This window comes from Pseudidiomarina marina, assembly GCF_003987045.1.
In the GTDB taxonomy this organism is placed as follows: Bacteria; Pseudomonadota; Gammaproteobacteria; order Enterobacterales; family Alteromonadaceae; genus Pseudidiomarina; species Pseudidiomarina marina.
The window spans coordinates 45,720-72,446 of sequence record NZ_PIPZ01000002.1 but is presented as its reverse complement, the minus strand read 5'-3'; the positions used below and the strand labels follow the sequence as shown (position 1 = coordinate 72,446).

The following is a 26,727-nucleotide window of genomic DNA, read 5'->3' as shown; positions in this document are numbered from 1 at the left end:
ACAGGAACGACAACATGAAAGTATTAGTGGCGGTCAAACGCGTCATTGATTACAACGTGAAAGTTCGCGTGAAAGCGGACCAATCAGACGTTGATTTGGCCAACGTAAAAATGGCCCTGAACCCGTTCTGTGAAATCGCTGTCGAGGAAGCAGTACGACTCAAAGAAAAAGGCATTGCCGAAGAAGTCGTGGTTGTGAGCATCGGCCCAAAAGCGGTGCAAGAACAATTGCGTACAGCGTTGGCACTCGGTGCTGACCGTGCTATTCAAGTTGAAACCGATGAGCTTCCAGATTCATTGGCAGTGGCCAAACTGTTGAAAGGTGTTGTGGAAAAAGAACAACCGCAGTTGGTTATTCTTGGTAAACAAGCGATTGATTCTGACAACAACCAAACTGGCCAAATGTTGGGTGCGTTAACTGGTATGCCGCAGGGCACCTTTGCGTCGAAAGTAGACGTTGCTGATGGCAGCGTGAATGTGACGCGTGAAGTTGACGGCGGATTGCAGACCGTGAAGTTGCAGTTGCCAGCCATTGTCACCACCGACTTACGTTTGAACGAGCCGCGCTATGCATCATTACCAAACATCATGAAGGCAAAGAAGAAGCCACTCGATGTGACCACGCCAGACGAATTAGGTGTAAGCGTGACGCGCACTGTGAAATTGCTAAAGGTTGAGCCACCTGCAGAACGCAGCGCTGGTATCAAAGTGGCGAACGTCGCAGAGCTAGTTGAAAAACTTCAAAATGAGGCAAAAGTGATATGAGCATTCTCGTTATTGCCGAACATGACAACGCACAACTGAATGGCGCCACGCTAAAAACCTTAGCGGCAGCAAAGCAAATTGGCGGCGACATTCACGTATTAGTAGCCGGCCAAGGTTGCCAAGCAGTCGCTGACGAAGTTGCGAAGGCCGACGGCGTGAGCAAAGTTCTGCTCGCAGACAACGCAGCCTATGGTCATTTTCTAGCTGAGAATTTAGGTCAGCTGGTTGCCGATCTAGGCAAAGACTACGGTCACATCTTGGCTCCAGCGACTACCACCGGTAAAAACTTCATGCCGCGTGTCGCTGCACTGCTAGATGTTGCCCAAATCTCTGACATTATCGCCGTAGAAAGCGCAGATACTTTCAAGCGCCCAATCTACGCGGGTAATGCAATCGCAACCGTGCAATCAGAAGACGCCATCAAAGTCATCACCGTACGCGCAACCGCATTTGATGCTGTCGCTGCAGAAGGCGGTAACGGTAGCGTTGAAACGATTGATAACGTTGTGAATAACGACAAAGCTGAATTTGTTGGCGAAGAGCTGGCGCAGTCTGAGCGTCCCGATCTCACCGCAGCACGCGTTGTGATTTCAGGCGGTCGCGGCATGCAAAACGGTGAAAACTTCCACCTGCTTGAAAAAGTTGCCGATAAACTTGGCGCCGCCGTTGGTGCTTCGCGTGCCGCTGTTGACGCAGGCTTCGTACCAAACGACATGCAAGTTGGCCAAACCGGCAAAATTGTCGCGCCAGAACTCTACATTGCAGTCGGTATCAGCGGTGCGATTCAGCACTTAGCCGGTATGAAAGACTCAAAAGTCATCGTCGCTATCAACAAAGACGAAGAAGCACCAATCTTCCAAGTGGCAGATTATGGCTTAGTCGCTGATTTGTTCGACGTACTGCCAGAGCTAGAGCAAAAACTCTAAAAGTACAAAAGCGATATTAGCTATTAGATATTAGATATTAGCCCGATGATTCGGGCTTTATCTAATACGTTCATCCAATAGCCAATATCCACCCCACCTTTCTAATATCCAATATCTAATAGCTAATATCGTCTTTGCGGTTTTTTAACTATGCAAAGTGCGTGGACAGGTTATAAGACCGTTGCTATAACATCCATATACGTCAATGATCATATATCAACGTTTATAGTGAAGGATGCTCAAGGCATGAAAACAATACTAACAAAGTCTCTGACAGCATTAACCCTGACCACCGCCTTTAGTTTTATTAGTCTACCAACCGCGCAAGCCGAAATCATTGAGGTGCGTGGCCAAATTAACTATGGCTACAGCTTCAATCCGGCTGGTGTCACTCAATATGATTCAGGCGAATACGTGCTTGAAATTACGCAGCGCCCGCAAATGCCACTGGTATATGCCGCGAGTACATGGCGTCAATATAGTAATGCAATCGAACGAGTGACCGTTTCGGTGTATGACAGCGAAGGCAATGCCGTGAGTGTTCGTCAGCCACTGGCGGCAAGCGATCTCGGTGAACCAACCACCAATACCTTATATTTCGATTATGGTTACCGCTCGAACTACACCAGTTGGACCATGAATGGCATGAGCCAAGATGGCTTCAATAGCCAATTGAATTTAAACCTGCGTGGGCCGCGCGATAGTTTGTTCGCATCAACGGCTGAGTTTCCACGTTTCGTAAACACTCCCCAGTACGTGAACGCTACTTTGTTTTCAAACGTGGAAACCGCCGATGGTGACGATGTTGTCTATATTTATGGCCCTGTCACTGAAGTCAACTATCTCACCGCAGACAGTGACGGCGATGGCATCAATGATGACGTCGACGCATGTCCAGCTTCAGACATCAGTCGCAGTGTCGTTGTCGATTTCACCGATACTGGCGTAACCAATAGCGTGGATAGCACCGGCTGTTCGGTCACGGACAAAATCTTGGCCTGCCAAGCTGACGCGAATAATCGTGGTGACTATGTCTCTTGTGTGAGTCATTTGGCGAAGCAGTTACGTAAAGAGGGTGTGATCAGCAACACCGAGCACGGCGCACTCCTGCGTCACCTCTAAACTCAAAAACGATATTAGCACTTGGATATTAGAAATTAGCCCTGAACCATCGGGCTCTATCTAATATCCTATATCTAATAGCTAATATCGAATTTGCCTTTCTAATATCCAATATCTAATAGCTAATATCGTCTTTGTTTTTTTCCTAACGAATCACTTGCATATTTGCAACTCATCGGACATGATTGAACCTATAACATCCTAATCGGATTAGGTGGCTAACATGAAAAGAAGAACAACTATGCTCAAAAAATTACCTATCGCGTCAGCTATCGCGCTGGCATTAGCAGGAACAGCAAGCGTCCAGGCAGCGGAGTTTGAAGTAGGTGACTTCCGCGTTAAGTTCGATTCCATCATTTCATATGGTGCCGCATGGCGTATGGAAGAGCGTGATATGCGCTTTATCCACCCAGGCAATATGGAAGGTGGCCTTGGCCAGTCAGGTGTTGCCGACGACGGTAACCTGAACTATGACAAAGGCGACATGGTCTCGTCTGTTATTAAAGGTGTGCACGATTTAAGTATCGATGGCGGCGATTACGGCGCGTTCGTACGTTTCAAATATTGGTATGACGATGTCATCAAAAATGAAGAAGTGGCGCACGGTCATACTTCTACCAATTACTATCCAAATGTAACGCTTGATAACGATGGTCTTGACGATTGGTCAACCGGTTCTGGTATCAAGTTGCTTGATGCTTTTGTTTACGGCTACTTTGATATGGGCGACGTACCAGTTAACGTACGTTTAGGTCGCCAAGTATTAAGTTGGGGTGAAAGTACTTTCATCTTTAACGGCGTGAACGCCATCAACCCAGTGGACGTGAACGCCATCCGTCGTCCAGGCGTTGAAATTAAAGAAGCATTGTTACCAGTTGGTATGTTGAACATCAACTTAGGCTTAACCAACGAAACTAGCTTAGACATGTTTTATCAATATGAGTGGGACGACTACAAACTAGACGGTTGTGGTACCTTCTTCTCAACAGTTGATATTTTAGGTGGCGAAGGCTGTAACAAAGTAACACTAAACCCAACTTTGATTGCAGGCGTGCCAAGTTCAAGCTTAAGCGATTTAGAATCAATTCAATTTGGTACCTACCTTGAGCGTCGTCCTGATATCGAGCCTGACGACGGTGGCCAGTACGGTTTCGCATTACGTCACTACGCAACCGATATCGATACTGAATTCGGTGTGTACTACATGAATATTCATACGCAGACACCAATTATTTCTGCGTATAACTGGGTTGAGCAGCCATCTCCTGCACTAAGTCACCCTGATGGTATTCCAATTGCGGGTCCTGACTATGTATTGCAGTTCCCTGAAGACCAAGAAATCATTGGCTTCAGTGCTTCAACTCTAGTTGGTGAATGGTCTGTTGGTGGTGAAGTTAGCCATCGTTTCGACATGCCAGTGCAAATCAACACGACTGAAATCTTAACGGCTGGTTTGCGCGCAGGCGTACCAAGCACGTTCTCTGACCGTATTCAACGTGATGAAACCGGTGCAATCACCAACTTGGGAGAACTCCAAGAAGGTTACGACAAGTATGATGTGAGCCAGTGGCAGTTGACGGGTGTACGTTTCTTTGACCAAGCACTTGGCGCTGACCGTATTACCTTTATCGGTGAAGTAGCAGTCAGCAAGGTTCACGGTTTAGCGGGCTTAGACGAGCAGCGCTACGGTCGTAACCCAGTGTTTGGTAAGTGTTTGACCGTTGCTGACCAAGCGGCATTAGGCAACCCAACCGCTACTGCAGACATTAACTGTGAAGGGTTCGTCACTGCGACTTCATGGGGTTACCGCGCACGTATCGTCGGTGAATACAATAACGTATTCTCTGGCTGGAACATGACGCCAACCTTAGCATTTGGTCACGACGTGAAAGGTTATTCAGCGAACTCAAACTTTATTGAAGGTCGTAAAACAATTGGTTTGAGCGTAGACTTCAGCTACCTGAGCAATTATAAAGTGGGTGTTGGCTATAACATCACCGACGGTGCTGAGTTTGACCCAGCAGATGACCGCGATTTCGCAGCCGTAAGCTTCAGCTACAGCTTCTAATTGAAAAACACTGAAAAAACCGCCATTACGGCGGTTTTTTTTTGCCGTTAATCGTTTGTGAAGTGCAAAAGCGTTATTAGATATTAGATAGTAGCCGAGTGGTTTAAGATTTCAGCTAATATCAAATATCTAATAGCTAATATCGAAGTTGTCTTCGAATAACGAATAACGAACAACGAGGTTTTCACTTATGAAAAAACTCTTAACGCTTAGCTTGGCTTTGGCAGCGACTAGCGCCTTCGCCAATACCGACAACACACTTCAGCTCGAAGATGTGTTCCAGCTGGAGTATGCAAGCCAGCCAACCATTCATCCAGATGGCGGTTACACCGTTTTCGTGCGCAATTACATGGATATTATGAGCGATCGTCGCTTAGGTAATTTGTGGCGTGTCGATAACAAAGGCGAGTTGCGTCCGTTAACTGGTGGTACGGCTAATGATCACTCACCAACATGGTCGCCAGATGGCAAAACGTTAGCGTTTGTTTCGAATCGTACCGGCGCTAATCAGATCCATTTGTATTGGACAGACACTCGCGATCACGCGCCTGTAACTCGCCTGACAGGTAGCCCAAGCAACCTGACTTGGTCTCCGGATGGTAACTGGCTTGCATTCACTATGTTCACCCCAAGCAGTAAAGCGCCGCCGGTAAGTCTGCCAGGCAAACCGAAAGGCGCAGAGTGGGCGGAGCCTGCGCGTTATATCGAGAAAGATAACTATCGTTTTGATGGCGCTGGTTATGCACCGGACGGCTTTACCCAAATCTACGTGATTCCAGCGAGTGGCGGTACACCACGCCAGCTAACGCATGACGAGTTTAACCATGGTGGTCAGCTAACTTGGACGGGTGATAGCCAGAACATTATATTCTCGGCGAATCGACGCGACGATGCATTCGAGCAACCGAATAATTCTGAGCTCTACCAAGTCGCAATGGCAAGCGGTGAGATCAAGCAATTGACTGACCGCAATGGCCCAGATCGCTCTCCGCAAGTAAGCCCTGATGGCAAAAAACTCGCGTGGTTGGGTTATGACGATAACTATAAGAGTTATCAGCTAACGCATCTGTATGTCATGGACCTCAATGGCAACGGCGCGCCGAAGCTCATGACAACAGAGCTAGATTACTCAGTTGATGATGTGAAATGGTCTGATGACAGCCGTGGTTTGTACTTTAGCTACGATAAAGAAGGTAAAGGCAATATCGTCTATCAAAGCCTCAGTGGCAGCCGTCGTGTGTTAACGGATGCCATGGGTGGCTTAAGTTACACGCGTCCCTACAGTGGCGGTAGTTTCGATGTGAGTAAGAGTGGCGATTTGGTATTCACCATGGCGAACCCATACCGTCCAGCTGACTTGATGCTGCAAACCAGCAAAATCAAACGTAAGCTCACGAGCCTGAACGAAGATGCGTTGGCGCACAAAGAGTTAGGACGTGTTGAGGAAATCTGGTACGAATCAAGCCATGATGATTACAAAATTCAAGGCTGGATTGCTTATCCACCGAATTTTGACCCAACTAAAAAATACCCACTGATTCTAGAAATTCATGGTGGTCCACATACCGCATATGCCGGCTCATTTGCAGCTGAAATTCAGTTGATGGCAGCGAAGGGTTATGTGGTGTTGTACACCAACCCACGCGGAAGCACCAGCTACGGCGTTGAATTCGCGCAAGAAATTCATCATAACTACCCGAGCCAAGATTACACCGATTTAATGGACGGCGTTGATGCTGTCATTGAAAAGGGCTTCATTGACGAAGAACGTTTGTATGTTACCGGTGGTAGCGGTGGTGGTGTGTTAACAGCTTGGATTGTTGGTCATACTGACCGTTTTGCCGGTGCTGTTGTCGCTAAACCAGTGATTAACTGGTATAGCTTTGTACTCACGGCTGATATGTACAATTACTTCACCAAATATTGGTTCCCTGGCTTGCCATGGGAGAATCAAGAACATTACATGAAGTATTCACCAATTAGCTACGTGGGCAATGTGAAAACACCAACCATGTTGCTAACCGGTGAGTCAGATTACCGTACGCCAATTTCAGAATCTGAACAGTATTACCAAGCGCTGAAGTTAGCAGGCGTGGAGACCGCAATGGTTCGTATTCCAGACGCACCTCACGGAATTGCGGGACGCCCGTCAAACTTAATGGCCAAAGTGGCTTATATCCTCCATTGGTTTGAAGAGCACAAATAACCAAGAAGCGACAGTGATATATTACAAGCGCGGCGTTCGACGTCGCGCTTTTTTATTATCAAAATACAAACCAACCTGATGCTTCAAGCGGCGCCAACCACTTTTGTGAACATCATGTCTGTTCTCGACGGCAAATATTTCACTGCCATGCTGGTGCGTGTTATCCACTGTGTAAGGCACCAACCCGAACGTTCGAATGCCAAGTTCAAACGACCACTGAAGATCAACGTCAACAGGTCTGAAAATTGGTGGACGTGAACGCAACAGCTGACGTGCGCCGGCATAACTAATTGCTTGAGCACAAGCCCCCATTGGTGGTTTGCGTCGATAATGAACCACGTTAAGTTGCCGATCGGATTCAATGATGTCGTACGGTTGATCTTTAAATGGCGCCGCGAGCTTGATCACATCCCATGCATTCTCAAAGGCTGCAATACGTTGCGGAACCTCAGCGAATAGGGCGTTAAAATTGATATCGTCCTCAAGCACAATGCCGAAATCGAGACCTTCATCAACAATACGCTGCCAAGCCTTAATATGGGAAAGATAACAAGCAATCTCGCCGCGAGTTAAACGGTAGTGGAAATATTTATCCGCGAGCGCAGTCGAAAAAACCGTCTCAATTTCTGAGTCGGTCAGAACCTTGCCGTTTACGGCGTCAATACGCTCGTAGGGTAATTGAAGTTTATCGAGTTGCTGCGAAACATGCTGCCAACGTTCAGTTGAATGTGCCAAGTTAATGATAAATATTTTGAATTTAGGCTGAACAGGCTGTTTCACACTACCCCCTCATGACATTTAACTACTCATTTTTTGACTTGTCTTGCTGGTGCTTTTGACGATAATGCATTTCATAAAGTTTCGCTTCGGTTAAGAAAAAATGAAATGCGTCGATGTTTGCCTTGATAAACCCTCGCCAGCCCGACCAGATCATCTGCCTGCCGAGATAGAACTTCAAGAACATTAACGGAAAAATTACTAACAGCCGAGGCAAACTGCAGGGGCGACCTTGCTCCATACGTTGCTCGGCTTTAAGTTTCGAATACTTATTGAGCTTATCCATATAGCCGTGGGCTGAGTCGTACCCATAATGCTTCAAATAAATTGGCAAATAAGCAGTTGGTTCATCCACGTGAATATGCTCATGCACTAACACTGACGTATCCATGCGGCTGCGATCTTTTCGATACACGCGACGATACTTGTGATGGCGCGCTTTGGTAAGGCTGTGACCCATAAAAATATCATCATGATGAATCCATATTCCGTTGATATCACCCTCGGCAATACGTTCACGTATCATCTGTAAGCCACCTTCCGGTAGCACTTCATCGCCATCAAGGTTAAGTACCCAGTTATGCGTGCACTGCTCAATACCGAAAGCCTTTTGTTTCGCATAACCCGGCCAATCGTTATGTACAATGCGCGCACCGTGCTTCTTCGCAATTTCTAAGGTAGCGTCTGTAGAACCTGAATCGATGATGACGATCTCTTCGACACCGCGCACACTCTCAAGAACTTCGTCTAAATGCTCGGCTTCATTGAGGGTAATGACAAATACACTTATTGGCGGGTAGGGCTTACTCATCAAATGCTCTCTTTTGTTGGTATCACGATTCGTCTCGATGTTAGGATATCGAACAGATATTGGCACAATAATACAAAGGTTAGTCTATAAATGACAGCACAGGCGTTAAGCTGGAGCGACTTGCTCGGCGAAGAAAAACAACAACCATACTTTCTTGAGCTGATGCAGCGCGTGCAGGCTGAGCGCGATGCCGGTAAACAGATTTATCCACCGAGCGACCAAGTATTTCAAGCGTTTAAGCTTACTACATTGGCCAATTTAAAGGTTGTGATACTCGGGCAAGACCCATATCACGGGCCTGGACAAGCACATGGCTTGTGTTTTTCTGTACCCGATGGGGTGAAACACCCGCCGTCATTGCGCAATATCTTTAAAGCCATTCAACACGATTACCCTGATTATCAAATACCGGAATCAGGCAATCTAGAGCGTTGGGCGCGACAGGGCGTGCTGTTATTGAACACGGTGTTGACGGTAGAGCAGGGTAAAGCGCATTCGCATGCTAGCTGGGGATGGGAGACCTTTACTGACAAAGTGGTGGAGCAAATTAATCGACATTGCGAAGGTATCGTGTTTTTGCTGTGGGGAGCGCACGCACAAAAGAAGGGCGCTTTAATTGACCGCCAGCGCCATTATGTATTAGAAACGGTGCACCCGTCGCCGTTATCGGCGCATCGTGGTTTCATCACCGCTGGCCACTTTCGCCGCACTAACGAGCTGCTGGACACACGGATAAGCTGGTAGCCCGGCGTTCTACGCCGGGTGGCGCGAAGCGCCGTGATACTTCGAAAATCACTAGGATCGCTTGATAACAGGCAACTCTAGGTACATCACCTGATAACAGGCAATTCAAGGTACATCACCTGATAACAGGCAATAACAGTGCTGCGCACTACCCGGCGTGAAACGCCGGGCTACAGGTCTAATTCGTCGAGTTCGGCATCGAATTCAAAATCGATATCTTGGAGTTCGTCGCGTAACCGATACTTTTCCTTAAGCACCTCAATTTCACGCCACTTACGAGGGGCTGCTTTCTTGCTAGACTTAGATTCAACTTGCTTTAGCTCTTGTGAATGATCCATCGGACCCTCCGGCTTTTTTGTGTTGTTGTTCTAATTTAATGCCTGATTTTTTGCATAGCGCAACAATCTTATAGCACGAGCTGTTTGAAAAGTGAACACTTGCTTAACTGCTTCATTCTCCGTATAATCCGCGCCCACAAAATTGTTCTTTCACAGCACAGGTAATTGGTATGCATCCGATGTTAAACATAGCGGTGCGCGCAGCGCGTGCGGCCGGCAAAATTTTAGTCAAAAACTTTGGCGTAGAAGTTGACCTTAATGTTCAAACGAAAAGCCAAAACGATTTCGTCACCGAACTCGATAAAGCGGCTGAAAGTGCCATCATTCGCACCATTCAAAAAGCTTACCCCGATCACTCTTTCTTAGCAGAAGAAAGTGGTGAAGTAGTGGGCAAAGAAAGCGACCATCAGTGGATCATTGACCCACTCGACGGTACCACCAATTACCTGCGCGGTATCCCCCATTTCGCCGTTTCTATCGCCTACTTATTCAAAGGCGCCGTTCACGCTGCCGTGGTTTATGACCCGCTGCGTGAAGAACTATTTACCGCAACCAAAGGCCAAGGCGCGCAGCTAAACGGCAAGCGTTTACGTGTCACCAAACAGCGTGACCTCAACGGCGCTCTATTAGCAACCGGTTTTCCATTCAAACGCAAAGACATGACCAAAGATTATCTCGCGGTGTTTGCAGCGTTATTCGAACACACAGCTGATATGCGTCGTGACGGCTCTGCCGCACTTGATTTAGCCTATGTCGCCAACGGTCGTATCGACGGTTTTTGGGAATTTAGCCTAAAACCTTGGGACATCGCGGCCGGTCAATTGATTGTACGTGAAGCTGGCGGTATTGTGGCTGACTTCGCCGGTGGTCACGGTTTTATGCGCAGTGGTCATGTGGTTGCAGGCAATCCGAAGGTGGTGCAGCACCTACTCACCAAGGCTCGCCCGCACTTACCTGAAAGCTTGAAGTAAGACGTTACTCGTTATTCGTTGTTGGTTATTCGATGATGGTGTTAGCGAATAACCAAGAATTCCGCGCAGCACCGGAGTAAAATTCGGAGCCGTGCGTAACAGCGAAAGCAATCACGAATAACGAATAACCAATAACGAACAACGCCGTTAAAGGTTTATACCATGCTGGAAAGAATCCGAATTGTTTTAGTCAACACCAGCCACACCGGTAACATCGGCTCAGTGGCGCGCGCCATGAAAACCATGGGGCTCAGTGAGCTGTATCTGGTTGATCCTGTGCAAGAACCAGACAGCCATGCGTCAGCTTTAGCAGCGGGTGCCACCGACGTGCTATATAACGCGAAGATTGTATCGACGTTAAGTGAAGCCATCGGTGATTGTGGCCTCGTGGTTGGCACCAGTGCGCGCAATCGCACCCTCGATTGGCCGTTACTCGGCCCGCGTGAGGCGGCTGTGAAAGTGTTGGCGGAAGCGCCAAATTACCCAGTTGCAATGGTATTTGGCCGTGAAAGCAGCGGTCTTACTAACGAAGAATTGCAGCAATGCACGCATCATGTGCATATACCTTCGAATCCGGATTACAGCTCATTGAATTTAGCAATGGCTGTGCAGACCTTGGCCTACGAAGTACGTATGCAATTCTTAGAAGCGGACGCTCACCCTGAGCGCGAGCAAAGTGAGTACCCACTTGCTGAAGATCTCGAGCGCTTCTACGTGCACCTAGAAGAAACCTTGGGCGAAACCGGCTTCATCATCAAGAACCATCCAGGCCAAGTGATGGCGAAGCTACGCCGCTTGTTTAATCGGGCGCGCCCGGAATCGGCCGAGCTGAATATCCTGCGCGGCATCCTGACCTCAATCGACAAGAAAATGAAGTAGCCCGGCGTTCCACGCCGGGACGCCGCAGGCGGTTATTGTTGACTAGTAGACATCGCTTGATAACAGGCAATAACTTATAAACATTACCTGATAACAGGCAGTAACTTATAAACATTTCCTGATAACAGGCAATAACTTATAAACATTACCTGATAACAGGCAATAACTTATAAACATTACCTGATAACAGGCAATAACGGTGCTGCGCACCACCCGGCGTAGAACGCCGGGCTACGGTATTAGCGACTTTGTCGCTAATACTTGACTAAAATAGTCGGGAATGGCAAAATTGAGGCCTAACTAAATGGAGGCAACACCGCTATGCGTTTAACCTCAAAAGGCCGCTACGCCGTAACCGCAATGATTGACGTTGCGTTGCATACAGAACAGGGTCCGGTGCCATTGGCAGACATTTCTGAACGCCAAGGTATTTCCCTAAGTTATCTTGAACAATTATTTGCGCGTTTGCGTAAACAAGGTCTGGTAAGCAGTGTGCGCGGGCCAGGTGGCGGTTATCGATTAGGCTTAGAAGCCCATCAAATTTCAATTAGTGCGGTCATTCAGGCGGTGGATGAGAGCATTGACGCCACACGCTGCCAAGGTAAGGGCGGCTGTCAAGGCGGAAGTCGGTGCTTAACACATTCGCTGTGGACCGACTTAAGTGAACGTATTGAAGATTTTCTGGCTGGCATCACGTTAGCCGAACTGGTCAAGCAAGAAGACATTGCACAAGTGGCATTACGCCAAAACAAGATTATTTCTGACCAGAAAAAACGCGAAAACCAAATTGCATTGAGCCAGTAAAGCAGTCTGGCATGAGGAGTAGCTTGATGAAATTACCGATTTATTTCGATTATGCAGCAACCACACCGGTTGACCCGCGTGTTGCTGAAAAAATGATGCAGTTTCTGACCCCAGATGGTCAGTTCGGTAACCCTGCGTCACGCTCGCATCGCTTTGGCTGGCAAGCCGAAGAAGCGGTTGATATTGCCCGTAATCAAGTGGCTGAACTCATCAACGCTGACCCGCGTGAAATCGTATTCACCTCAGGTGCAACCGAGTCAGACAACCTGGCTATTAAAGGTGCAGCTGAGTTTTACAGCAAAAAAGGTAAGCACATCATTACGGTGAAAACTGAGCACAAAGCGGTGCTAGATACTTGCCGTCAAATGGAGCGTGAAGGCTTCGAAGTTACTTATCTTGATGTCAAAGAAGATGGCTTAATCGACATCGACGCATTCAAAGCAGCACTGCGTGAAGACACCGTATTAGTTAGCGTGATGCACGTGAACAACGAAATCGGCGTGATTCAAGATATCGAAACCATCGGTAACTTGTGTCGTGCGAACAAGACGATTTTCCACGTCGATGGCGCGCAAAGCTGCGGTAAAATTGAAGTTGATATGGAAAAGCTTCCGGTTGATTTGTTTAGCATCTCAGCCCACAAAATGTACGGCCCGAAAGGTATCGGTGCCTTGTATGTACGCCGTAAGCCGCGTGTACGCTTGAATGCACAAATGCACGGTGGCGGTCACGAGCGTGGCATGCGTTCAGGTACCTTGGCGACGCACCAAATTGCAGGTTTCGGTGAAGCCGCACGTATCGCGAAAGAAGAAATGGGCGCTGAACGCGAGCGCTTTAAAATGTTGCATGACCGTTTATGGAACGGCGTAAAAGACATCGAAGAAGTGTATGTGAACGGTAATCAAGAGCATGCGGTACCGCACATTTTTAATATCAGCTTTAACTTCGTCGAAGGCGAAAGCTTGATTATGGCACTGAAAGACTTGGCCGTATCCTCAGGTTCAGCCTGTACATCAGCAAGTCTTGAGCCGTCATACGTATTGCGTGCATTAGGCCGCAATGATGAATTAGCGCACAGCTCAATTCGCTTTAGCTTCGGTCGTTTTACTACCGAAGAAGAAGTGGATTACGCCATTAAGCAAATTAATAATTCAATTGGTCGTCTACGCGACATGTCACCCCTTTGGGAAATGTACAAAGACGGCGTCGATCTTTCCAAGGTCGAATGGGTGGCACACTAAGAGAGGTAACACGGTATGGCATACAGCGAAAAAGTAATCGACCATTATGAAAACCCGCGCAACGTAGGCGCTTTCGATAAAAACGATCCGTCTATTGCAACCGGCATGGTCGGCGCACCAGCATGTGGTGACGTGATGAAGTTGCAATTAAAAATCACTGACGACGGCATTATCGAAGATGCGAAATTTAAAACCTACGGTTGTGGTTCTGCTATTGCTTCAAGCTCGCTCGTCACCGAATGGGTGAAAGGCAAGTCAATTGCCGAAGCTGAGCAACTGAAGAATACTCAAATTGCTGAAGAATTAGCGTTGCCACCAGTGAAAATTCACTGTTCAATTTTGGCTGAAGACGCAATTAAAGCAGCAATTGCAGACTACAAAAAGAAACACGCAGGTTAATTAGGTTAGCAAATGGCAATTACCATGACTGAAGCGGCGGCACAACGTGCGCGCTCGTTTCTGGAACAACGCGGTAAAGGTGTTGGCATCCGTTTAGGTGTGAAAACCACCGGATGTTCGGGCCTTGCCTATGTGATGGAATTCGTTGATGAAGTCGACGATACCGACACGGTTATTGAAGACAAAGGTGTAAGCATCATTATCGATGGCAAGAGCCTCGTGTACCTCGATGGCACCGAAATCGACTTTGTCAAAGAAGGCCTGAACGAGGGCTTCGAGTTCCGTAACCCGAACGCCAAAGGTGAGTGTGGTTGCGGCGAAAGCTTTAATGTTTAACAGGTAAAAAATGAATCATTTTGAACTGTTTGGTCTATCCGCCGCATTCAATTTGGATGCGGCGGAACTACAACAGCGCTACCGAAAATTACAACAAACCATGCATCCCGATCGCTTTGCCAGTGGTAGCGAGCGCGATAAGCTGATGGCGGTGCAACGTACCGCACAACTCAACGATGCCTATCAAACCTTGCGATCACCGCTGTCACGCGCCGAGTACTTACTCGAACTGCGCGGTATTGATCTTGCCCATGAACAAACCACCCTGCAAGATCCTGAATTTCTCATGGCGCAAATGGAATGGCGCGAACGCATTGCCGAAGTAGACGATGTTGATTCGCTTGATGGCGCCTACAAAGACTTGCAAGAACAGATGCGCGATTTGCAGGATGAGTTAGAACGGCAATTGAATAGCGATGCCAATGACGATGCGGCGAATACGGTGCGTAAGCTGAAGTTTATGCACAAGCTGCACCACGAACTCGAACAGCTTGAAGAGCGAGTACGATATTAGCTATTAGATATTAGATATTAGCAAGAGCTAGAAACATCAGATCTAATATCTAATATCTAACGGCTAATATCGCTCTCGTATTTAAAAAGAGGATTTAAATGGCTTTACTACAAATTGCGGAGCCGGGCCAAAGCACCGCGCCCCACCAACATCGACTTGCAGCCGGTATCGACTTAGGCACCACCAACTCATTGGTAGCCAGCGTGCGGAGCGGCGAAGCGCAGGTGTTGCGTGACGAGCAAGACCGCGCCATTTTGCCATCGGTTGTTTATTACGGTGCTAATGAGGTGCTAACCGGCCACGAAGCGCTGGCTAAGCACGCCGATAAAAGCATCGATACCGAGAACACCATTGTATCGGTGAAGCGATTTATTGGTCGCACCATTGCCGATGTACAGAAGAATTTCTCGAATTTACCGTATCGCATGAGCGAAACGGACAACGGCGTGCCGGTATTCCATACCGCAGCAGGCGAAAAGAACGCCGTGGAAGTTTCCGCAGATATTCTGCGCACGTTAGCAGCTCGCGCTGAAGCTTCGTTGGGTGGTGAGCTGACTGGTGTGGTGATCACCGTGCCGGCATATTTCGATGAAGCACAGCGCCAGAGCACAAAAGATGCAGCACAATTAGCGGGCTTGAAAGTTTTACGCTTGTTGAATGAACCGACCGCAGCGGCCGTTGCTTATGGTTTAGATTCTGGCCGCGAAGGCCTGATTGCTGTGTACGATTTAGGTGGCGGCACCTTCGATATTTCGATTCTGCGCCTGCAAGGTGGGGTGTTTGAAGTTCTGGCAACCGGCGGGGACAGTGCTCTTGGCGGCGACGACTTTGACCAACTCATTGTCAATTGGCTTAAGCAAGAGTGGCAACTACCCGACAATGTCGACGCCCGCACTGAGCGCGACCTCGTCAACGCCGCCAAAGCCGCCAAAGAGCTATTGACGGACGTCAATAGCGTAGTAGCCCGGCGTTCCACGCCGGGTGGTGCGCAGCACCGTGAATCTCGAATTGATGCACAAAGTTCTCTAGATGGCGAAACCATTGTTATAGAACCCTGCAGCGATGCTGAACCGATCACCGATTCCCGGCGTGCAACGCCGGGCTACAGTGTACTTACCCGAGACAAGCTTAATGAGCTCATCGAACCTCTAGTGCGCCGTACGCTCTCAGCCTGCCGCCGCGCTTTAAAAGACGCTGACGTTAGTGCCGATGAAATTCTCGATGTGGTAATGGTTGGCGGTTCAACCCGCGTCCCACGCATCCGCGAAGCCGTAGGCGAGTTTTTTGGACGTGAGCCACTCACCTCAATCGACCCAGATCAAGTTGTGGCGATTGGTGCCGCCGTACAAGCCGATATCTTGGCCGGTAATAAGCCAGATTCTGACATGCTATTGCTCGATGTCATTCCATTGTCGCTAGGCCTTGAAACAATGGGTGGCTTGGTCGAAAAAGTTATCGCGCGGAACACCACTATTCCTGTGGCAAAAGCACAGGAATTTACCACCTTCAAAGATGGTCAAACCGCCATGATGATCCACGTGGTGCAAGGTGAGCGTGAGTTAGTGGATGATTGCCGCAGCTTAGCTCGTTTCGTTTTAACCGACATTCCACCGATGGCCGCTGGTGCAGCGCACATTCGCGTAACCTTCCAAGTCGATGCCGATGGCTTACTCAGCGTCACCGCCATGGAAAAATCGAGTGGTGTCACTGCCTCGGTGCAAGTGAAACCGTCGTACGGTCTAGGCGATGACGACATCACCAAAATGATTCAGTCGTCGATGACTAACGCCAAAGAAGACATGGCCGCACGCATGTTGCGTGAGCAACAAGTAGAAGCCGACCGCGTGTTGGAAGCATTGAGTAGTGCGTTAGCCGCAGATGGCGCGTTGTTGAGCGAAAACGAGCGCGAGACCTTGGATACTGCGATGGAAGCGTTACGTATTGCCCGCAACGGTACCGACACTGATGCCATAGAAAAAGCTATTGAAGCTGTCGATAAAGCCAGCGATGATTTCGCAGCCCGCCGCATGGATGAGAGCATTCGCAAAGCCCTCTCCGGCAGCAAAGTCGACGAATTGTAGCCCGGCGTTCTACGCCGGGTGGCGCAAAGCGCCGTAAATCGTTTTTCGTTATTGGTTATTCGTGATTCGAAAATGCCCACCAATAACGAGTAACAAATAACGAGTAACGAGGTTTTATATGCCGAAGATTATTTTTTTACCGCACGAAGAATTATGTCCAGAGGGCGCAGCCATTGAGGCCGCCGATGGTGAAACCGTATTAGACGTCGCGTTGCGCAACGGCATCGGCATTGAACATGCTTGCGAGAAAGTGTGTGCTTGCACGACGTGTCACGTATATATCCGCGAAGGCATGGATTCGTTAAACGAAATTGAAGAAAACGAAGACGACATGCTCGACAAAGCCTGGGGCCTTGACCCAGATTCACGCCTGAGCTGTCAAGCTCGTGTGGATGGCGAAGATCTCGTAGTTGAAATACCGAAGTACAGCATTAACCACGCCAAAGAAAATCATTAAAAAAGTGGGGGGCAGTCCAAGGACTGCACCCCGCCTCCTGCTTAAAACTTGCACAAATCAAATTAATCCACCATAATTCATCCATTAGCGTTTTATTGATGATATATGGTGGATTATGAATTCCGAGCAATTTTTGCAATCAGTCGGTGAGTTGATCAAGAAGCACCGCACGCAGACCATGGATCAAGAAGAGTTCGCGAAGCGTTTGGGCTGTGGTGTGAATACCGTGTACCGGATGGAAAACGGGCAGGGGGTGAATGCGATGACCCTTGTGTCTGCACTTGAATTACTGGGCTTGTTGGGTGAGTTTACCAGTGTTGTTGATGAGCAGCTTGCTCAAGTTGCCGATGCACCAGAGCGCAAGCGCCGAAAACCGGTTGAGGATTTCTCCAATGATTTCTGAAGCCTATATATTCATTGAAGGCTTAGAAGATGAGCCAGTTATTTGCGCCAAGTTTCGTTACGATATCGCGCGCAAAGTTGGTCAGTTGCGTTACGGGAAATCCTATCTATCGCGTGATGATGCCTTTCCGCTCGATCCGATACACCTACCACTTAGCCAAGAAATTTTTACTACCAAACTCAATAAGGGCATCTTCGGGGTGTTAAGCGATGCCGGAGCCGATGCTTGGGGTCGTAAACTTATTCTGCAATTGCGTAAAACCAAACCGCAAAACGAACTTGAGTTTTTGATTGCTGGCGCCACCATGGGCGTTGGTGCTATTAGCTTTAGTTTGTCGCGCACCAAAGCTAAGGCAAAACAATCGCGAAATACGCTAGATGATTTGAACTTATTACTACGTGGGAAAAGAGCCATTCTCAACTCAGAGAATGTCAGTGTCGAGGTTAAAAAAGCCTTCCAGTTCGGTGACTCAATGGGTGGGGCGCGTCCGAAAACCTTGTTAGTTGATAACCATCAAACGTATTTATTGAAGTTTAACCGAGCCGACGATCTGTATAATGTCGCTCGCGTCGAATACGCCACCATGCAGATGCTAAACGAGCTCGAGGGGGTACGCACCGCTGATGTGCGCTTGCTCGAAGGTGAAGAAGATGCGTTGATGGTGAAACGTTTCGACAGGCATTTCGACGGTGTTATCGAATCGGTATCGCATCATTTTATCAGTGCAAACTCACTCTTGATGAATGACCATGTGAACGAGACAGCGCTGCGAAGTTGGTACTCTTATGGCGCACTGGCAGAGTTATTGCGTAAACACAGTGCTTCGGCCGAAGATGCACCCGAGTTGTTCAAACGCATGGTGTTTAACGTACTGATTGGTAATACCGATGATCATGCCCGAAATCACGCCATGTTGTGGCATTTACATGAACGGTATTGGCGATTAGCACCTGCTTATGACGTGCTGCCGATTAGTAATAGCAAGGAGCATGGATTAGGAATTGGCGATGACGGGCGCGCTGGATCTGTGGAAAACCTCGTATCACAATCACGTCGATTTGGGCTGCAGCCATACAAAGCGAGAGCAGTCATAAACGAAGTACAAGAGCTAATAGCAGAATGGCCGATTTACTTCCGACGCCACGGTGTCGGTGATGGTGACATTGAAATCCTTCGTAGTATTATTGCATAAACAGGGAATAAGAGGGGTGCAGTCCAAGGACTGCACCCCTCTTTTTTAGCCGTCGAGTTTCTCGGCAAATGTACGTTTAAATTTTGCCAATTTCGGGTGTACTACCGCCTGGCAATAGGCGTTTTCAGGATTACGTTCCACGTAATTCTCGTGATATTCCTCAGCTGGCCAGAATTTCTCGAGCGCCTCAATAGTCGTCACAATCGGCGCCTCCCACGTTTGCTCGCGCTCCATCTCGGCAATAATTTCTTCCGCTAAACGTTTTTGCTCGTCAGTTTGATAGAAAATTGATGTGCGATATTGCGTACCTACGTCGTTTCCTTGACGATTCACCTGAGTTGGATCATGCAGCGCAAAATAGATCTCGTAAATTTCACGCACACTCAGAGCAGCCGGATCAAACGTAATCTGAACCACTTCAGCGTGACCCGTATCCCCCTTGCAGACTTCTTCGTAAGTCGGTTCGGCTTTATGACCACCAGCATAACCGGACTGAACTTTTAGTACGCCACGAACTTGCTTAAAGGCGCCTTCAAGACACCAAAAGCAACCGCCACCTAATGTAATTTGCTGCGTCATAATTACCTCATTAAATTATATGGACGTCTAGATGCCCACACTTTACGCTCGTTCCACCCAAAGCGCAAGAGGGGGGAAAGGAGGGGTGCAGTCCTTGGACTGCACCCCTCCTATTGCTATATCGGCACATGCCAGGTGAGAACCCACAAATCTAAACCATCGTTGGGACGCTTGAGGTCAGCCTGGGAGTAATGTGAATAACCAAAGCTCAAACGCGCTTGGCTTATCGGATCATATTGCCAGCTTAAGGCGATACGATCTTCAAATTGGAATGAAATCGACAGCTCACGGTCCGATATTTGCTGATCATCAAGCAGTGAAACACCTATGCCAGCTTCCAACAGCAGAGGCTGTGAACCTCCCGTCAACGACCATTGCAAAACCGGACTAAAAGTAATCGCATTGATACGATCATGCGAGTTGCGCGAATTCACCCATGTATTCACGGCCGCTTCCCAGTGTACGCGCGGTGAGCCGATCAAGTCGAACCAACGTTGCGGCAGAATTTTCGGCCCATCGGTCCAGCGATACCCAGCCCGTAAACCATTTAAGTGCTCTGTTGAGTAACTCACCGCAAGATGCGCCTCATCGGCTTGCGCCTTGGGAACAATCGCTGCCATCAACACAATCCCAAAAAACAACAACCCAAACGCAATATTTTGTATTTTTTTCATACGCCTACATCCTTACAACAAGCGCTAAAAATCTAGTGAAACATACCACGCTATTTTACATACATACACGAATGTATGTAAGGGTCTGGATACCTCGAAAATTCGATTACCTTGTTCGAAAAAGTAAAAGGAGGGTGCAGTCCTTGGACTGCACCCCTCCTTTCGCTTGTCATAGGTTTTATGTATAATCCGCGCGACTAAAATTTTGACCCTTTATACTTAACTTCGATTGGAGAAAATCATGGCTTTAGAGCGCACCTTATCAATCATCAAGCCAGACGCAGTTGGCAAAAACGTCATCGGCGCTATCTACAACCGCTTCGAAACCGCGGGTTTCCGCATTGTTGCAGCGAAAATGATGCACTTGAGCACCGAGCAAGCAGAAGGCTTCTACGCTGAACACAAAGAGCGTCCTTTCTTCCGCGCGTTGGTTGACTTCATGACTTCTGGCCCAATCATGGTGCAAGTATTGGAAGGCGAAGACGCAGTAAAACGTCACCGTGACATCATGGGTGCAACCAACCCAGCTGATGCATTGGCAGGAACTTTGCGCGCGGACTATGCTGTATCTATCGATGAAAATGCGGTACACGGTTCTGACGCGTTAGAATCAGCGGCTCGCGAAATCGCATACTTCTTCACTGAAGAAGAACTCTGCGCCCGCACTCGCTAAGAGCAAAAAGCTCAAAGGCTCGGCAGACCGAGCCTTTGAGATATTAGCTATTAGATATTAGATATTAAAACAAGGCTGGTTTTTCTAATATCTAATATCCAATATCTAATATCGCACTAAGGTTTTCTCCATGAATGCTGTAGACAAAAAAGTGAATTTACTCGACTTGAACCGCGAAGGTATGCGCGCGTTCTTCAAAGAGTTGGGTGAAAAACCATTTCGCGCTGACCAAGTGATGAAGTGGGTGTATCACTATTGCGTCGATGACTTCGATCAAATGACCAACCTCAACAAGGTCTTACGAGAGAAGCTCAAGCAGGTGGCCGAAATTCGGGCGCCTGAAGTACGTATGCAGCAGCAATCATCAGACGGCACGATTAAGTTCGCAATGACTTTATTTGATGGTCAGGATGTGGAAACCGTCTGGATTCCCGATCGTGATCGTGCCACCTTGTGCGTGAGTTCGCAGGTGGGTTGTGCACTCGAGTGCACGTTCTGTTCAACCGCGCAGCAAGGCTTTAACCGTAACCTGAAAGTTGCGGAAATTATCGGCCAAGTATGGCGCGTGAATAAATTGCTCGGCGCCTTTGGCGACACCGGCGTGAAAGCCGTTACCAACGTGGTGATGATGGGTATGGGCGAACCGTTGCTCAACCTGAACAACGTGGTACCAGCCATGGACTTGATGCTAGACGACAACGCCTTTGGTTTATCCAAACGTCGCGTCACGCTCAGTACCTCAGGTGTGGTGCCTGCGCTTTACAAGCTGAAAGAAGAAATTGATGTGGCCCTCGCCATTTCACTCCACGCACCAAACGATGAGTTGCGTAACGAAATTGTACCCATCAATAAAAAGTACAACATCCAAGAGTTCTTAAAAGCCAGCCGCGATTATATTGAAGGCAGCAAAGCCAATAAAAACATCACCATTGAGTACGTGATGCTCGATCATATTAATGACTCAATGGAACAAGCGGCCGAACTTGCAGAGCTTCTCAAAGATACACCGTGCAAGATCAACCTGATTCCGTTTAATCCATTCCCCGGTTCAGATTACGGTCGTTCGAGTAATTCACGTATTGACCGCTTCGCCAAAGTACTGATGGAAAAGGGCTACATTGTGGTGGTTCGTCGTACTCGTGGCGACGACATTGACGCCGCTTGTGGTCAGTTAGTGGGTGATGTCATTGACCGCACCAAGCGCATTTTGAAAAAGCAGCAAGCGCAGCGTGGTGGTGACGGGATTCAAGTCAAAGCCGTATAAACGTCCGCAAAACCCTGCTTAAGACAAACTTAACACGCCTTTGACGCCGCACAGCTTGATCTGCCGCTGATAAAGGTTAAGATAGCTTTCTTTACAGGGGGAATTACATGCGGATACTACTGCTTGTGCTGTTTACTGTGCTCGCAACAACCGGTTGCGTCAGTCAGCGCACCGTCGACGGCAAGCAACAACCAGCTCAACAGTTCAATGCCGAAGAAGCGTCACGAACCCGGCTTGCGCTCGGTTTGCAATATTTACGTAGCGGTAATTTTGAACAAGCGAAAGCCAACTTAGAGCGCGCCCGCGAATATACCCCCGATAACGCTGATGTTTATACTGGCCTCGCGTACTATTATCAGCAGGTTCGCGACTTCAAAAGCGCCGAGGCGTACTACCGCAAGGCCATTGAGTTAAAGCCGAATGATGGCGATAACTACAATAATCTGGGTGTCTTGTTGTGTGGTCAGCAGCGCTACAATGATGCCGACCAAATGTTCCGTAAAGCGGTTGCGCAACCTGGTTATGTGAAGGTTGCCAGCACCTACGAGAACGCCGCACGCTGTGCCGCTGAACAAGGCGATATGGCCAATGCGGATAGATATTATGAATTGGCGCTCAATCACAGCGGTGGTGGCGTCGCCATTTTAGAAAATTACGCTACCTTGTTAATGCAGCAAAAGCGCTACGACAAGGCGGCAACCATGATTGCGCGTCGCAGTAATTACCCCCAATTATCGGCGCAATATCTGTGGCTAGAAGTGCAGTTAGCCCATGTCCAGAACCATAAGAATAAACGACAACAGTTCGGCGATCTGCTTGTGCAGCGCTTTCCTGCATCGCAGCAAGCGACTGATTATCTGAAACTTATTAAATAGCGATTCCCTATGGCACAAGATAAAGACTTATTTGACGAAAATAGCGAAGAGCAGGCTGCACCGCAACCGGAGCCATATACCGGCGAAACACCTGGGCAGATATTTCGTGAGGCGCGCGAAGCCAAAGGCTTAACCACGCAGCAGGTGGCTGATAATCTGCGTTTACGCAAGGTCGTGGTCGAATTTATGGAAGCCGACGAATACGACAAATTGTCGTCGCCGACCTACGTGCGCGGCTACTTGCGCTCGCTCAGCAAAGCACTCGATGTTGACGAAGCGCGGGTGTTTGAGGCCTACACTAAAATGGGTTTTGGCGAAGTCGCGCCAAGCACCATTACCATGCAAAGCTTTTCGAAGCGTAAAGTGCGTGAACGCAACGACAATCGCTTGATGCTCATTAGCTATCTGATTATCGCGATTGTGATTGCGATGGCGGTTGTGTGGTGGTGGCAAGATAGCAACGCTGGCGACATGTTCGCGAACGGTAACAGCTCGGGTAATGGTAATAATGGTGCGAGCCAGCAGATCACCGAGCGTGAGCCACTGCGTCGTACCGAGGCGCAAGTGCGCGAGCAACTGCAGAACCCCGCAGAAGCGCAGCAGGACACAAGTGCCGATGACGCAAACAGCGCACCACCTGAAACCGCCGACACTGATAGCCCGGTGGTCACCGCGGAAGACAATCAACAAGAATCCCCAGTTGTCACCGAACAGCCCGAACCAACCAAGCGCTCGACCACAACCTCAAATGATCAAGATGAACCAGAGGTCGTTGCCGACACTAGCCGCGAAGCGCCAGTCGTCACCGAAAATGTGGCAGCGAATCAAGCGAACCTTGTGATGGAATTTAGCGGCGCCTGCTGGATCAAAGTCACCGATGGCACCGGCACCGATATTGCGATTGGCGTCAAAGAGGCCGGCTATAGAATGCCGCTGACGGGCGAGCCACCATTTGATATCATTTTATGCAAACCAGAATTCGTCGAAATGACGTATAATGGTGAGCCGGTTGATTTGAGCAGTTATCGTCGCAACCGCAGCGTCACCATGACCCTAAATTGATAAAAGCGTTAATGGTTATTCGTTATTGGTTACTCGAAAAAGCATAAAACCAACCACGAATAACGATTAACGAATAACGAGTAACGAATTTATGCATTTAAACCCCATCAAACGTCGACCTTCACGCCGTATTTACGTTGGTAACGTGCCGATTGGCGATGGCGCACCCATTGCCGTGCAATCGATGACCAATACCGAGACCACCGATGTCGCGGCAACCGTCAAACAGATTCAAGCGATTGCCAACGCCGGCGCGGACTTGGTGCGGGTAAGTGTACCGACCATGGACGCCGCAGAAGCGTTTAAGTTGATTAAACAACAGAGTCCGATCCCGGTCGTCGCCGATATTCATTTTGATTATCGTATCGCTTTGAAAGTGGCTGAGTACGGGGTGGATTGTTTGCGCATTAACCCAGGCAACATCGGTAACGAACAACGCATTCGTGCAGTAGTTGATGCGGCGCGAGACCGAGGCATACCCATTCGCATTGGCGTCAACGGCGGCTCGCTCGAGAAAGACTTGCAAGAAAAGTACGGCGAACCCACGCCAGCGGCGTTGGTGGAATCAGCGATGCGTCATGTCGATATTCTGGATCGTTTGAATTTTCAAGATTTCAAAGTGAGCGTCAAAGCCTCCGACGTATTTTTGGCGGTTGAATCGTATCGTTTATTAGCGAAACAAATTGAACAGCCGTTGCACTTAGGTATCACCGAAGCCGGTGGCTTGCGTAGCGGCTCAGTGAAATCATCGATTGGTCTTGGCATGCTGTTAGCCGAAGGTATCGGCGATACGTTGCGTATTTCACTGGCAGCCGACCCAGTTGAAGAAGTGAAAGTTGGCTTTGATATTTTAAAATCACTGCGTATTCGCAGCCGCGGCATCAACTTTATTGCCTGCCCCAGCTGCTCACGCCAAGAATTTGATGTGATTGGCACCGTCAATGCACTGGAGCAACGTCTTGAAGACGTCACTATTCCGATGGATGTCTCGATTATCGGTTGTGTGGTGAACGGCCCAGGTGAAGCGTTGATTTCGCATGTAGGCTTGGCTGGCGCGAAGAACAAAAGCGGTTTTTACCTGAACGGAGAGCGTCAAAAGGACCGTCTCGACAACGCTGATTTGGTCGATGAACTCGAAAAACGTATTCGTGAACAAGTAAAACGTCTAGAAGCTGAACAGATTCCCGTGAAGCAAGCGTAAAGCTGCGGTATACTATGCGCCATTTTTCGTAATAAATTTCCGTCTTAAGTAGACCCTAAGCAGAAAAGAACTCGAACGTGGCAAAAAATATTCAAGCAATTCGCGGCATGAACGACATCCTGCCGGATCAATCGCCAGCGTGGCAATACGTTGAAGGCGTGATCCGTCAGGTTGCAGCCCAATATACTTACCAAGAAATCCGCATGCCGGTGCTCGAGAGCACCGATCTTTTCAAGCGCTCCATTGGCGAAGTGACCGATATTGTCGAAAAAGAAATGTACACTTTCGATGATCGCAACGGTGACAGCTTAACGTTGCGTCCAGAGGGCACCGCAAGTTGTGTGCGTGCGGGCAATGAACATGGCTTGCTGTATAACCAAACGCAGCGATTGTGGTATCTCGGCCCAATGTTCCGTCACGAACGTCCACAAAAAGGCCGCTATCGCCAGTTTCACCAGTTCGGTATTGAAGCCTTCGGTATGGATGGCCCCGATATTGACGCCGAAGTGATTTTGTTATCGGCGCGCCTGTGGCAAGCGTTTGGCATTAGTGAGCAAGTCGAATTGCAAATGAACTCGTTGGCATCAAATGAAGCGCGTGCGCGTTATCGCGAGGCGTTGCGAGAGTTTTTACGTGCTCATGAAGACAAATTGGATGAAGATTCGAAGCGTCGTTTAGACACCAACGTGCTGCGTGTTCTCGATAGCAAATCGCCAGAAACTCAAGCGGTACTTGCAGATGCCCCGAAGTTGTCAGAGTATTGGGACGACGAATCGCGTGAGCATTTTGACGGTCTGTGCAAGCGTCTTGATGCTGCAGGCATTCAATATGTGTTGAATGAGCGTTTGGTGCGTGGCCTCGATTATTACAACCGTACCGTGTTTGAGTGGGTGACCACTGAGCTTGGGGCACAAGGCACCGTGTGTGCTGGCGGCCGTTACGATGGTTTAGTGGAACAACTTGGCGGTAAACCAACGCCAGCCGTTGGCTTTGCCATGGGTATGGAACGCTTGGTCTTGTTGCTGGAGTCGCAAGGCAAAATTCCAGCGGAACAAGCCATTGATATTTACGTGATTGCAGCAACTGAAGCGGCGGAACTAATCGCCCCAGCCGTTGCCGAACAAATTCGAAGTGCCAAGCCACAGCTGAAAGTTCAGTTGCACAGCGGCACCCAGAACATGAAAAAGAAATTGGCGAAAGCCGACAAGTCAGGCGCCACCTATGCCTTGCTCGTTCGCGACACCGATTTCGAGTTAAAGCACCTGCGCGACCGCACCACCGCCCCTGCAGTGGCGGAAAGTGCAACGGCGCTATTAGATATTTGATATTAGATATTAGAAGAACCGTTCTCGCTATCAGCTAATAT

At 48.6% G+C, this 26,727-nt stretch carries 28 protein-coding genes; 23 read left to right on the top strand and 5 right to left on the bottom strand.

The window, feature by feature from the left end; genetic code table 11:
* Nucleotides 1-14 precede the first annotated feature (14 nt).
* The 5 genes from CWI76_RS05975 (at nt 15) to CWI76_RS05955 (ending at nt 7,086) form a co-directional block, all read left to right on the top strand.
* A complete protein-coding gene (locus tag CWI76_RS05975; RefSeq protein ID WP_126759456.1) occupies nt 15-764 on the top strand; it encodes an electron transfer flavoprotein subunit beta/FixA family protein in 750 nt (249 codons plus the stop codon).
* The gene (locus tag CWI76_RS05970; protein WP_126759455.1) at nt 761-1,690 is read left to right on the top strand and encodes an electron transfer flavoprotein subunit alpha/FixB family protein; all 930 of its coding nucleotides are present in this window, start codon (nt 761-763) and stop codon (nt 1,688-1,690) included. The genes CWI76_RS05975 and CWI76_RS05970 overlap by 4 nt, the downstream gene beginning before the upstream one ends.
* Nucleotides 1,691-1,936: 246 nt before the next feature.
* Nucleotides 1,937-2,812 carry a hypothetical protein gene (locus tag CWI76_RS05965; RefSeq protein ID WP_126759454.1) on the top strand — a complete coding sequence of 292 codons (876 nt, stop codon included), beginning with the start codon at nt 1,937-1,939 and terminating at the stop codon, nt 2,810-2,812.
* A gap of 223 nt (nt 2,813-3,035) precedes the next feature.
* Entirely contained in the window at nt 3,036-4,880 is a 1,845-nt protein-coding gene (locus tag CWI76_RS05960; protein WP_241967976.1) for a DUF1302 domain-containing protein, read from the top strand.
* A gap of 190 nt (nt 4,881-5,070) precedes the next feature.
* Nucleotides 5,071-7,086 (top strand): S9 family peptidase, encoded by a 2,016-nt coding sequence (locus CWI76_RS05955; protein WP_126759453.1) that lies wholly within the window; start codon nt 5,071-5,073, stop codon nt 7,084-7,086.
* 21 nt (nt 7,087-7,107) lie between these two features.
* On the opposite strand, the gene CWI76_RS05950 is transcribed toward CWI76_RS05955, so the two are convergent.
* Both CWI76_RS05950 and CWI76_RS05945 read right to left on the bottom strand, forming a co-directional pair.
* Nucleotides 7,108-7,866 carry a glycosyltransferase family 25 protein gene (locus CWI76_RS05950; protein WP_126759452.1) on the bottom strand — a complete coding sequence of 253 codons (759 nt, stop codon included), beginning with the start codon at nt 7,864-7,866 and terminating at the stop codon, nt 7,108-7,110.
* Between the two features lie 22 nt (nt 7,867-7,888).
* Nucleotides 7,889-8,674 (bottom strand): glycosyltransferase family 2 protein, encoded by a 786-nt coding sequence (locus CWI76_RS05945; RefSeq protein ID WP_126759451.1) that lies wholly within the window; start codon nt 8,672-8,674, stop codon nt 7,889-7,891.
* Between the two features lie 90 nt (nt 8,675-8,764).
* On the opposite strand from CWI76_RS05945, the gene ung reads away from it, so the two are divergent.
* A complete protein-coding gene (ung, locus tag CWI76_RS05940; RefSeq protein ID WP_126759450.1) occupies nt 8,765-9,418 on the top strand; it encodes a uracil-DNA glycosylase in 654 nt (217 codons plus the stop codon).
* Between the two features lie 170 nt (nt 9,419-9,588).
* Here ung and CWI76_RS05935 read toward each other — a convergent pair whose 3' ends face one another.
* The gene (locus CWI76_RS05935; RefSeq protein ID WP_126759449.1) at nt 9,589-9,756 is read right to left on the bottom strand and encodes a DUF3545 family protein; all 168 of its coding nucleotides are present in this window, start codon (nt 9,754-9,756) and stop codon (nt 9,589-9,591) included.
* 170 nt (nt 9,757-9,926) lie between these two features.
* On the opposite strand from CWI76_RS05935, the gene suhB reads away from it, so the two are divergent.
* From suhB to CWI76_RS05880, 11 genes are all read left to right on the top strand, one after another.
* On the top strand, nt 9,927-10,727 hold the full coding sequence (gene suhB, locus CWI76_RS05930) for an inositol-1-monophosphatase (protein WP_126759448.1): 801 nt from the start codon (nt 9,927-9,929) through the stop codon (nt 10,725-10,727).
* A gap of 162 nt (nt 10,728-10,889) precedes the next feature.
* Nucleotides 10,890-11,606: a tRNA (cytosine(32)/uridine(32)-2'-O)-methyltransferase TrmJ gene (trmJ, locus tag CWI76_RS05925; RefSeq protein WP_126759447.1), complete on the top strand. Its 717-nt coding sequence runs from the start codon at nt 10,890-10,892 to the stop codon at nt 11,604-11,606.
* 321 nt (nt 11,607-11,927) lie between these two features.
* Nucleotides 11,928-12,410, top strand: a complete 483-nt coding sequence (gene iscR / locus CWI76_RS05920) for a Fe-S cluster assembly transcriptional regulator IscR (protein ID WP_126759446.1) — start codon at nt 11,928-11,930, stop codon at nt 12,408-12,410.
* A 26-nt stretch (nt 12,411-12,436) separates the two neighbouring features.
* Nucleotides 12,437-13,651, top strand: a complete 1,215-nt coding sequence (locus CWI76_RS05915; RefSeq protein ID WP_126759445.1) for an IscS subfamily cysteine desulfurase — start codon at nt 12,437-12,439, stop codon at nt 13,649-13,651.
* A 15-nt stretch (nt 13,652-13,666) separates the two neighbouring features.
* Complete coding sequence (gene iscU / locus CWI76_RS05910; protein WP_126759444.1) at nt 13,667-14,050, top strand: Fe-S cluster assembly scaffold IscU; 384 nt, start codon at nt 13,667-13,669, stop codon at nt 14,048-14,050.
* A 12-nt stretch (nt 14,051-14,062) separates the two neighbouring features.
* The gene (iscA, locus tag CWI76_RS05905) at nt 14,063-14,386 is read left to right on the top strand and encodes an iron-sulfur cluster assembly protein IscA (RefSeq protein ID WP_126759443.1); all 324 of its coding nucleotides are present in this window, start codon (nt 14,063-14,065) and stop codon (nt 14,384-14,386) included.
* A gap of 10 nt (nt 14,387-14,396) precedes the next feature.
* Nucleotides 14,397-14,900 carry a co-chaperone HscB gene (gene hscB, locus CWI76_RS05900; protein ID WP_126759442.1) on the top strand — a complete coding sequence of 168 codons (504 nt, stop codon included), beginning with the start codon at nt 14,397-14,399 and terminating at the stop codon, nt 14,898-14,900.
* A gap of 98 nt (nt 14,901-14,998) precedes the next feature.
* The gene (gene hscA, locus CWI76_RS05895) at nt 14,999-16,981 is read left to right on the top strand and encodes a molecular chaperone HscA (RefSeq protein WP_126759441.1); all 1,983 of its coding nucleotides are present in this window, start codon (nt 14,999-15,001) and stop codon (nt 16,979-16,981) included.
* A gap of 118 nt (nt 16,982-17,099) precedes the next feature.
* Nucleotides 17,100-17,438: an ISC system 2Fe-2S type ferredoxin gene (gene fdx, locus CWI76_RS05890; RefSeq protein ID WP_092856290.1), complete on the top strand. Its 339-nt coding sequence runs from the start codon at nt 17,100-17,102 to the stop codon at nt 17,436-17,438.
* A gap of 115 nt (nt 17,439-17,553) precedes the next feature.
* A complete protein-coding gene (locus CWI76_RS05885; RefSeq protein WP_126759440.1) occupies nt 17,554-17,841 on the top strand; it encodes a helix-turn-helix domain-containing protein in 288 nt (95 codons plus the stop codon).
* On the top strand, nt 17,831-19,033 hold the full coding sequence (locus CWI76_RS05880) for a type II toxin-antitoxin system HipA family toxin (RefSeq protein ID WP_126759439.1): 1,203 nt from the start codon (nt 17,831-17,833) through the stop codon (nt 19,031-19,033). Before CWI76_RS05885 ends, CWI76_RS05880 begins: the two co-directional genes overlap by 11 nt.
* A 45-nt stretch (nt 19,034-19,078) precedes the next feature.
* On the opposite strand, the gene msrA is transcribed toward CWI76_RS05880, so the two are convergent.
* Nucleotides 19,079-19,612 carry a peptide-methionine (S)-S-oxide reductase MsrA gene (msrA, locus tag CWI76_RS05875; RefSeq protein WP_126759438.1) on the bottom strand — a complete coding sequence of 178 codons (534 nt, stop codon included), beginning with the start codon at nt 19,610-19,612 and terminating at the stop codon, nt 19,079-19,081.
* Between the two features lie 116 nt (nt 19,613-19,728).
* On the bottom strand, nt 19,729-20,286 hold the full coding sequence (locus CWI76_RS05870; RefSeq protein ID WP_126759437.1) for an acyloxyacyl hydrolase: 558 nt from the start codon (nt 20,284-20,286) through the stop codon (nt 19,729-19,731).
* Between the two features lie 241 nt (nt 20,287-20,527).
* On the opposite strand from CWI76_RS05870, the gene ndk reads away from it, so the two are divergent.
* From ndk to hisS, 6 genes are all read left to right on the top strand, one after another.
* On the top strand, nt 20,528-20,959 hold the full coding sequence (gene ndk / locus CWI76_RS05865) for a nucleoside-diphosphate kinase (RefSeq protein ID WP_092856280.1): 432 nt from the start codon (nt 20,528-20,530) through the stop codon (nt 20,957-20,959).
* Between the two features lie 130 nt (nt 20,960-21,089).
* Complete coding sequence (rlmN, locus tag CWI76_RS05860; protein WP_126759436.1) at nt 21,090-22,223, top strand: dual-specificity RNA methyltransferase RlmN; 1,134 nt, start codon at nt 21,090-21,092, stop codon at nt 22,221-22,223.
* 107 nt (nt 22,224-22,330) lie between these two features.
* Complete coding sequence (gene pilW, locus CWI76_RS05855) at nt 22,331-23,098, top strand: type IV pilus biogenesis/stability protein PilW (RefSeq protein WP_126759435.1); 768 nt, start codon at nt 22,331-22,333, stop codon at nt 23,096-23,098.
* A gap of 9 nt (nt 23,099-23,107) precedes the next feature.
* On the top strand, nt 23,108-24,160 hold the full coding sequence (locus tag CWI76_RS05850) for a RodZ domain-containing protein (RefSeq protein ID WP_126759434.1): 1,053 nt from the start codon (nt 23,108-23,110) through the stop codon (nt 24,158-24,160).
* Between the two features lie 91 nt (nt 24,161-24,251).
* Complete coding sequence (gene ispG / locus CWI76_RS05845; protein WP_126759433.1) at nt 24,252-25,361, top strand: flavodoxin-dependent (E)-4-hydroxy-3-methylbut-2-enyl-diphosphate synthase; 1,110 nt, start codon at nt 24,252-24,254, stop codon at nt 25,359-25,361.
* 77 nt (nt 25,362-25,438) lie between these two features.
* Nucleotides 25,439-26,686, top strand: a complete 1,248-nt coding sequence (gene hisS, locus CWI76_RS05840) for a histidine--tRNA ligase (protein ID WP_126759432.1) — start codon at nt 25,439-25,441, stop codon at nt 26,684-26,686.
* Nucleotides 26,687-26,727 lie beyond the last annotated feature (41 nt).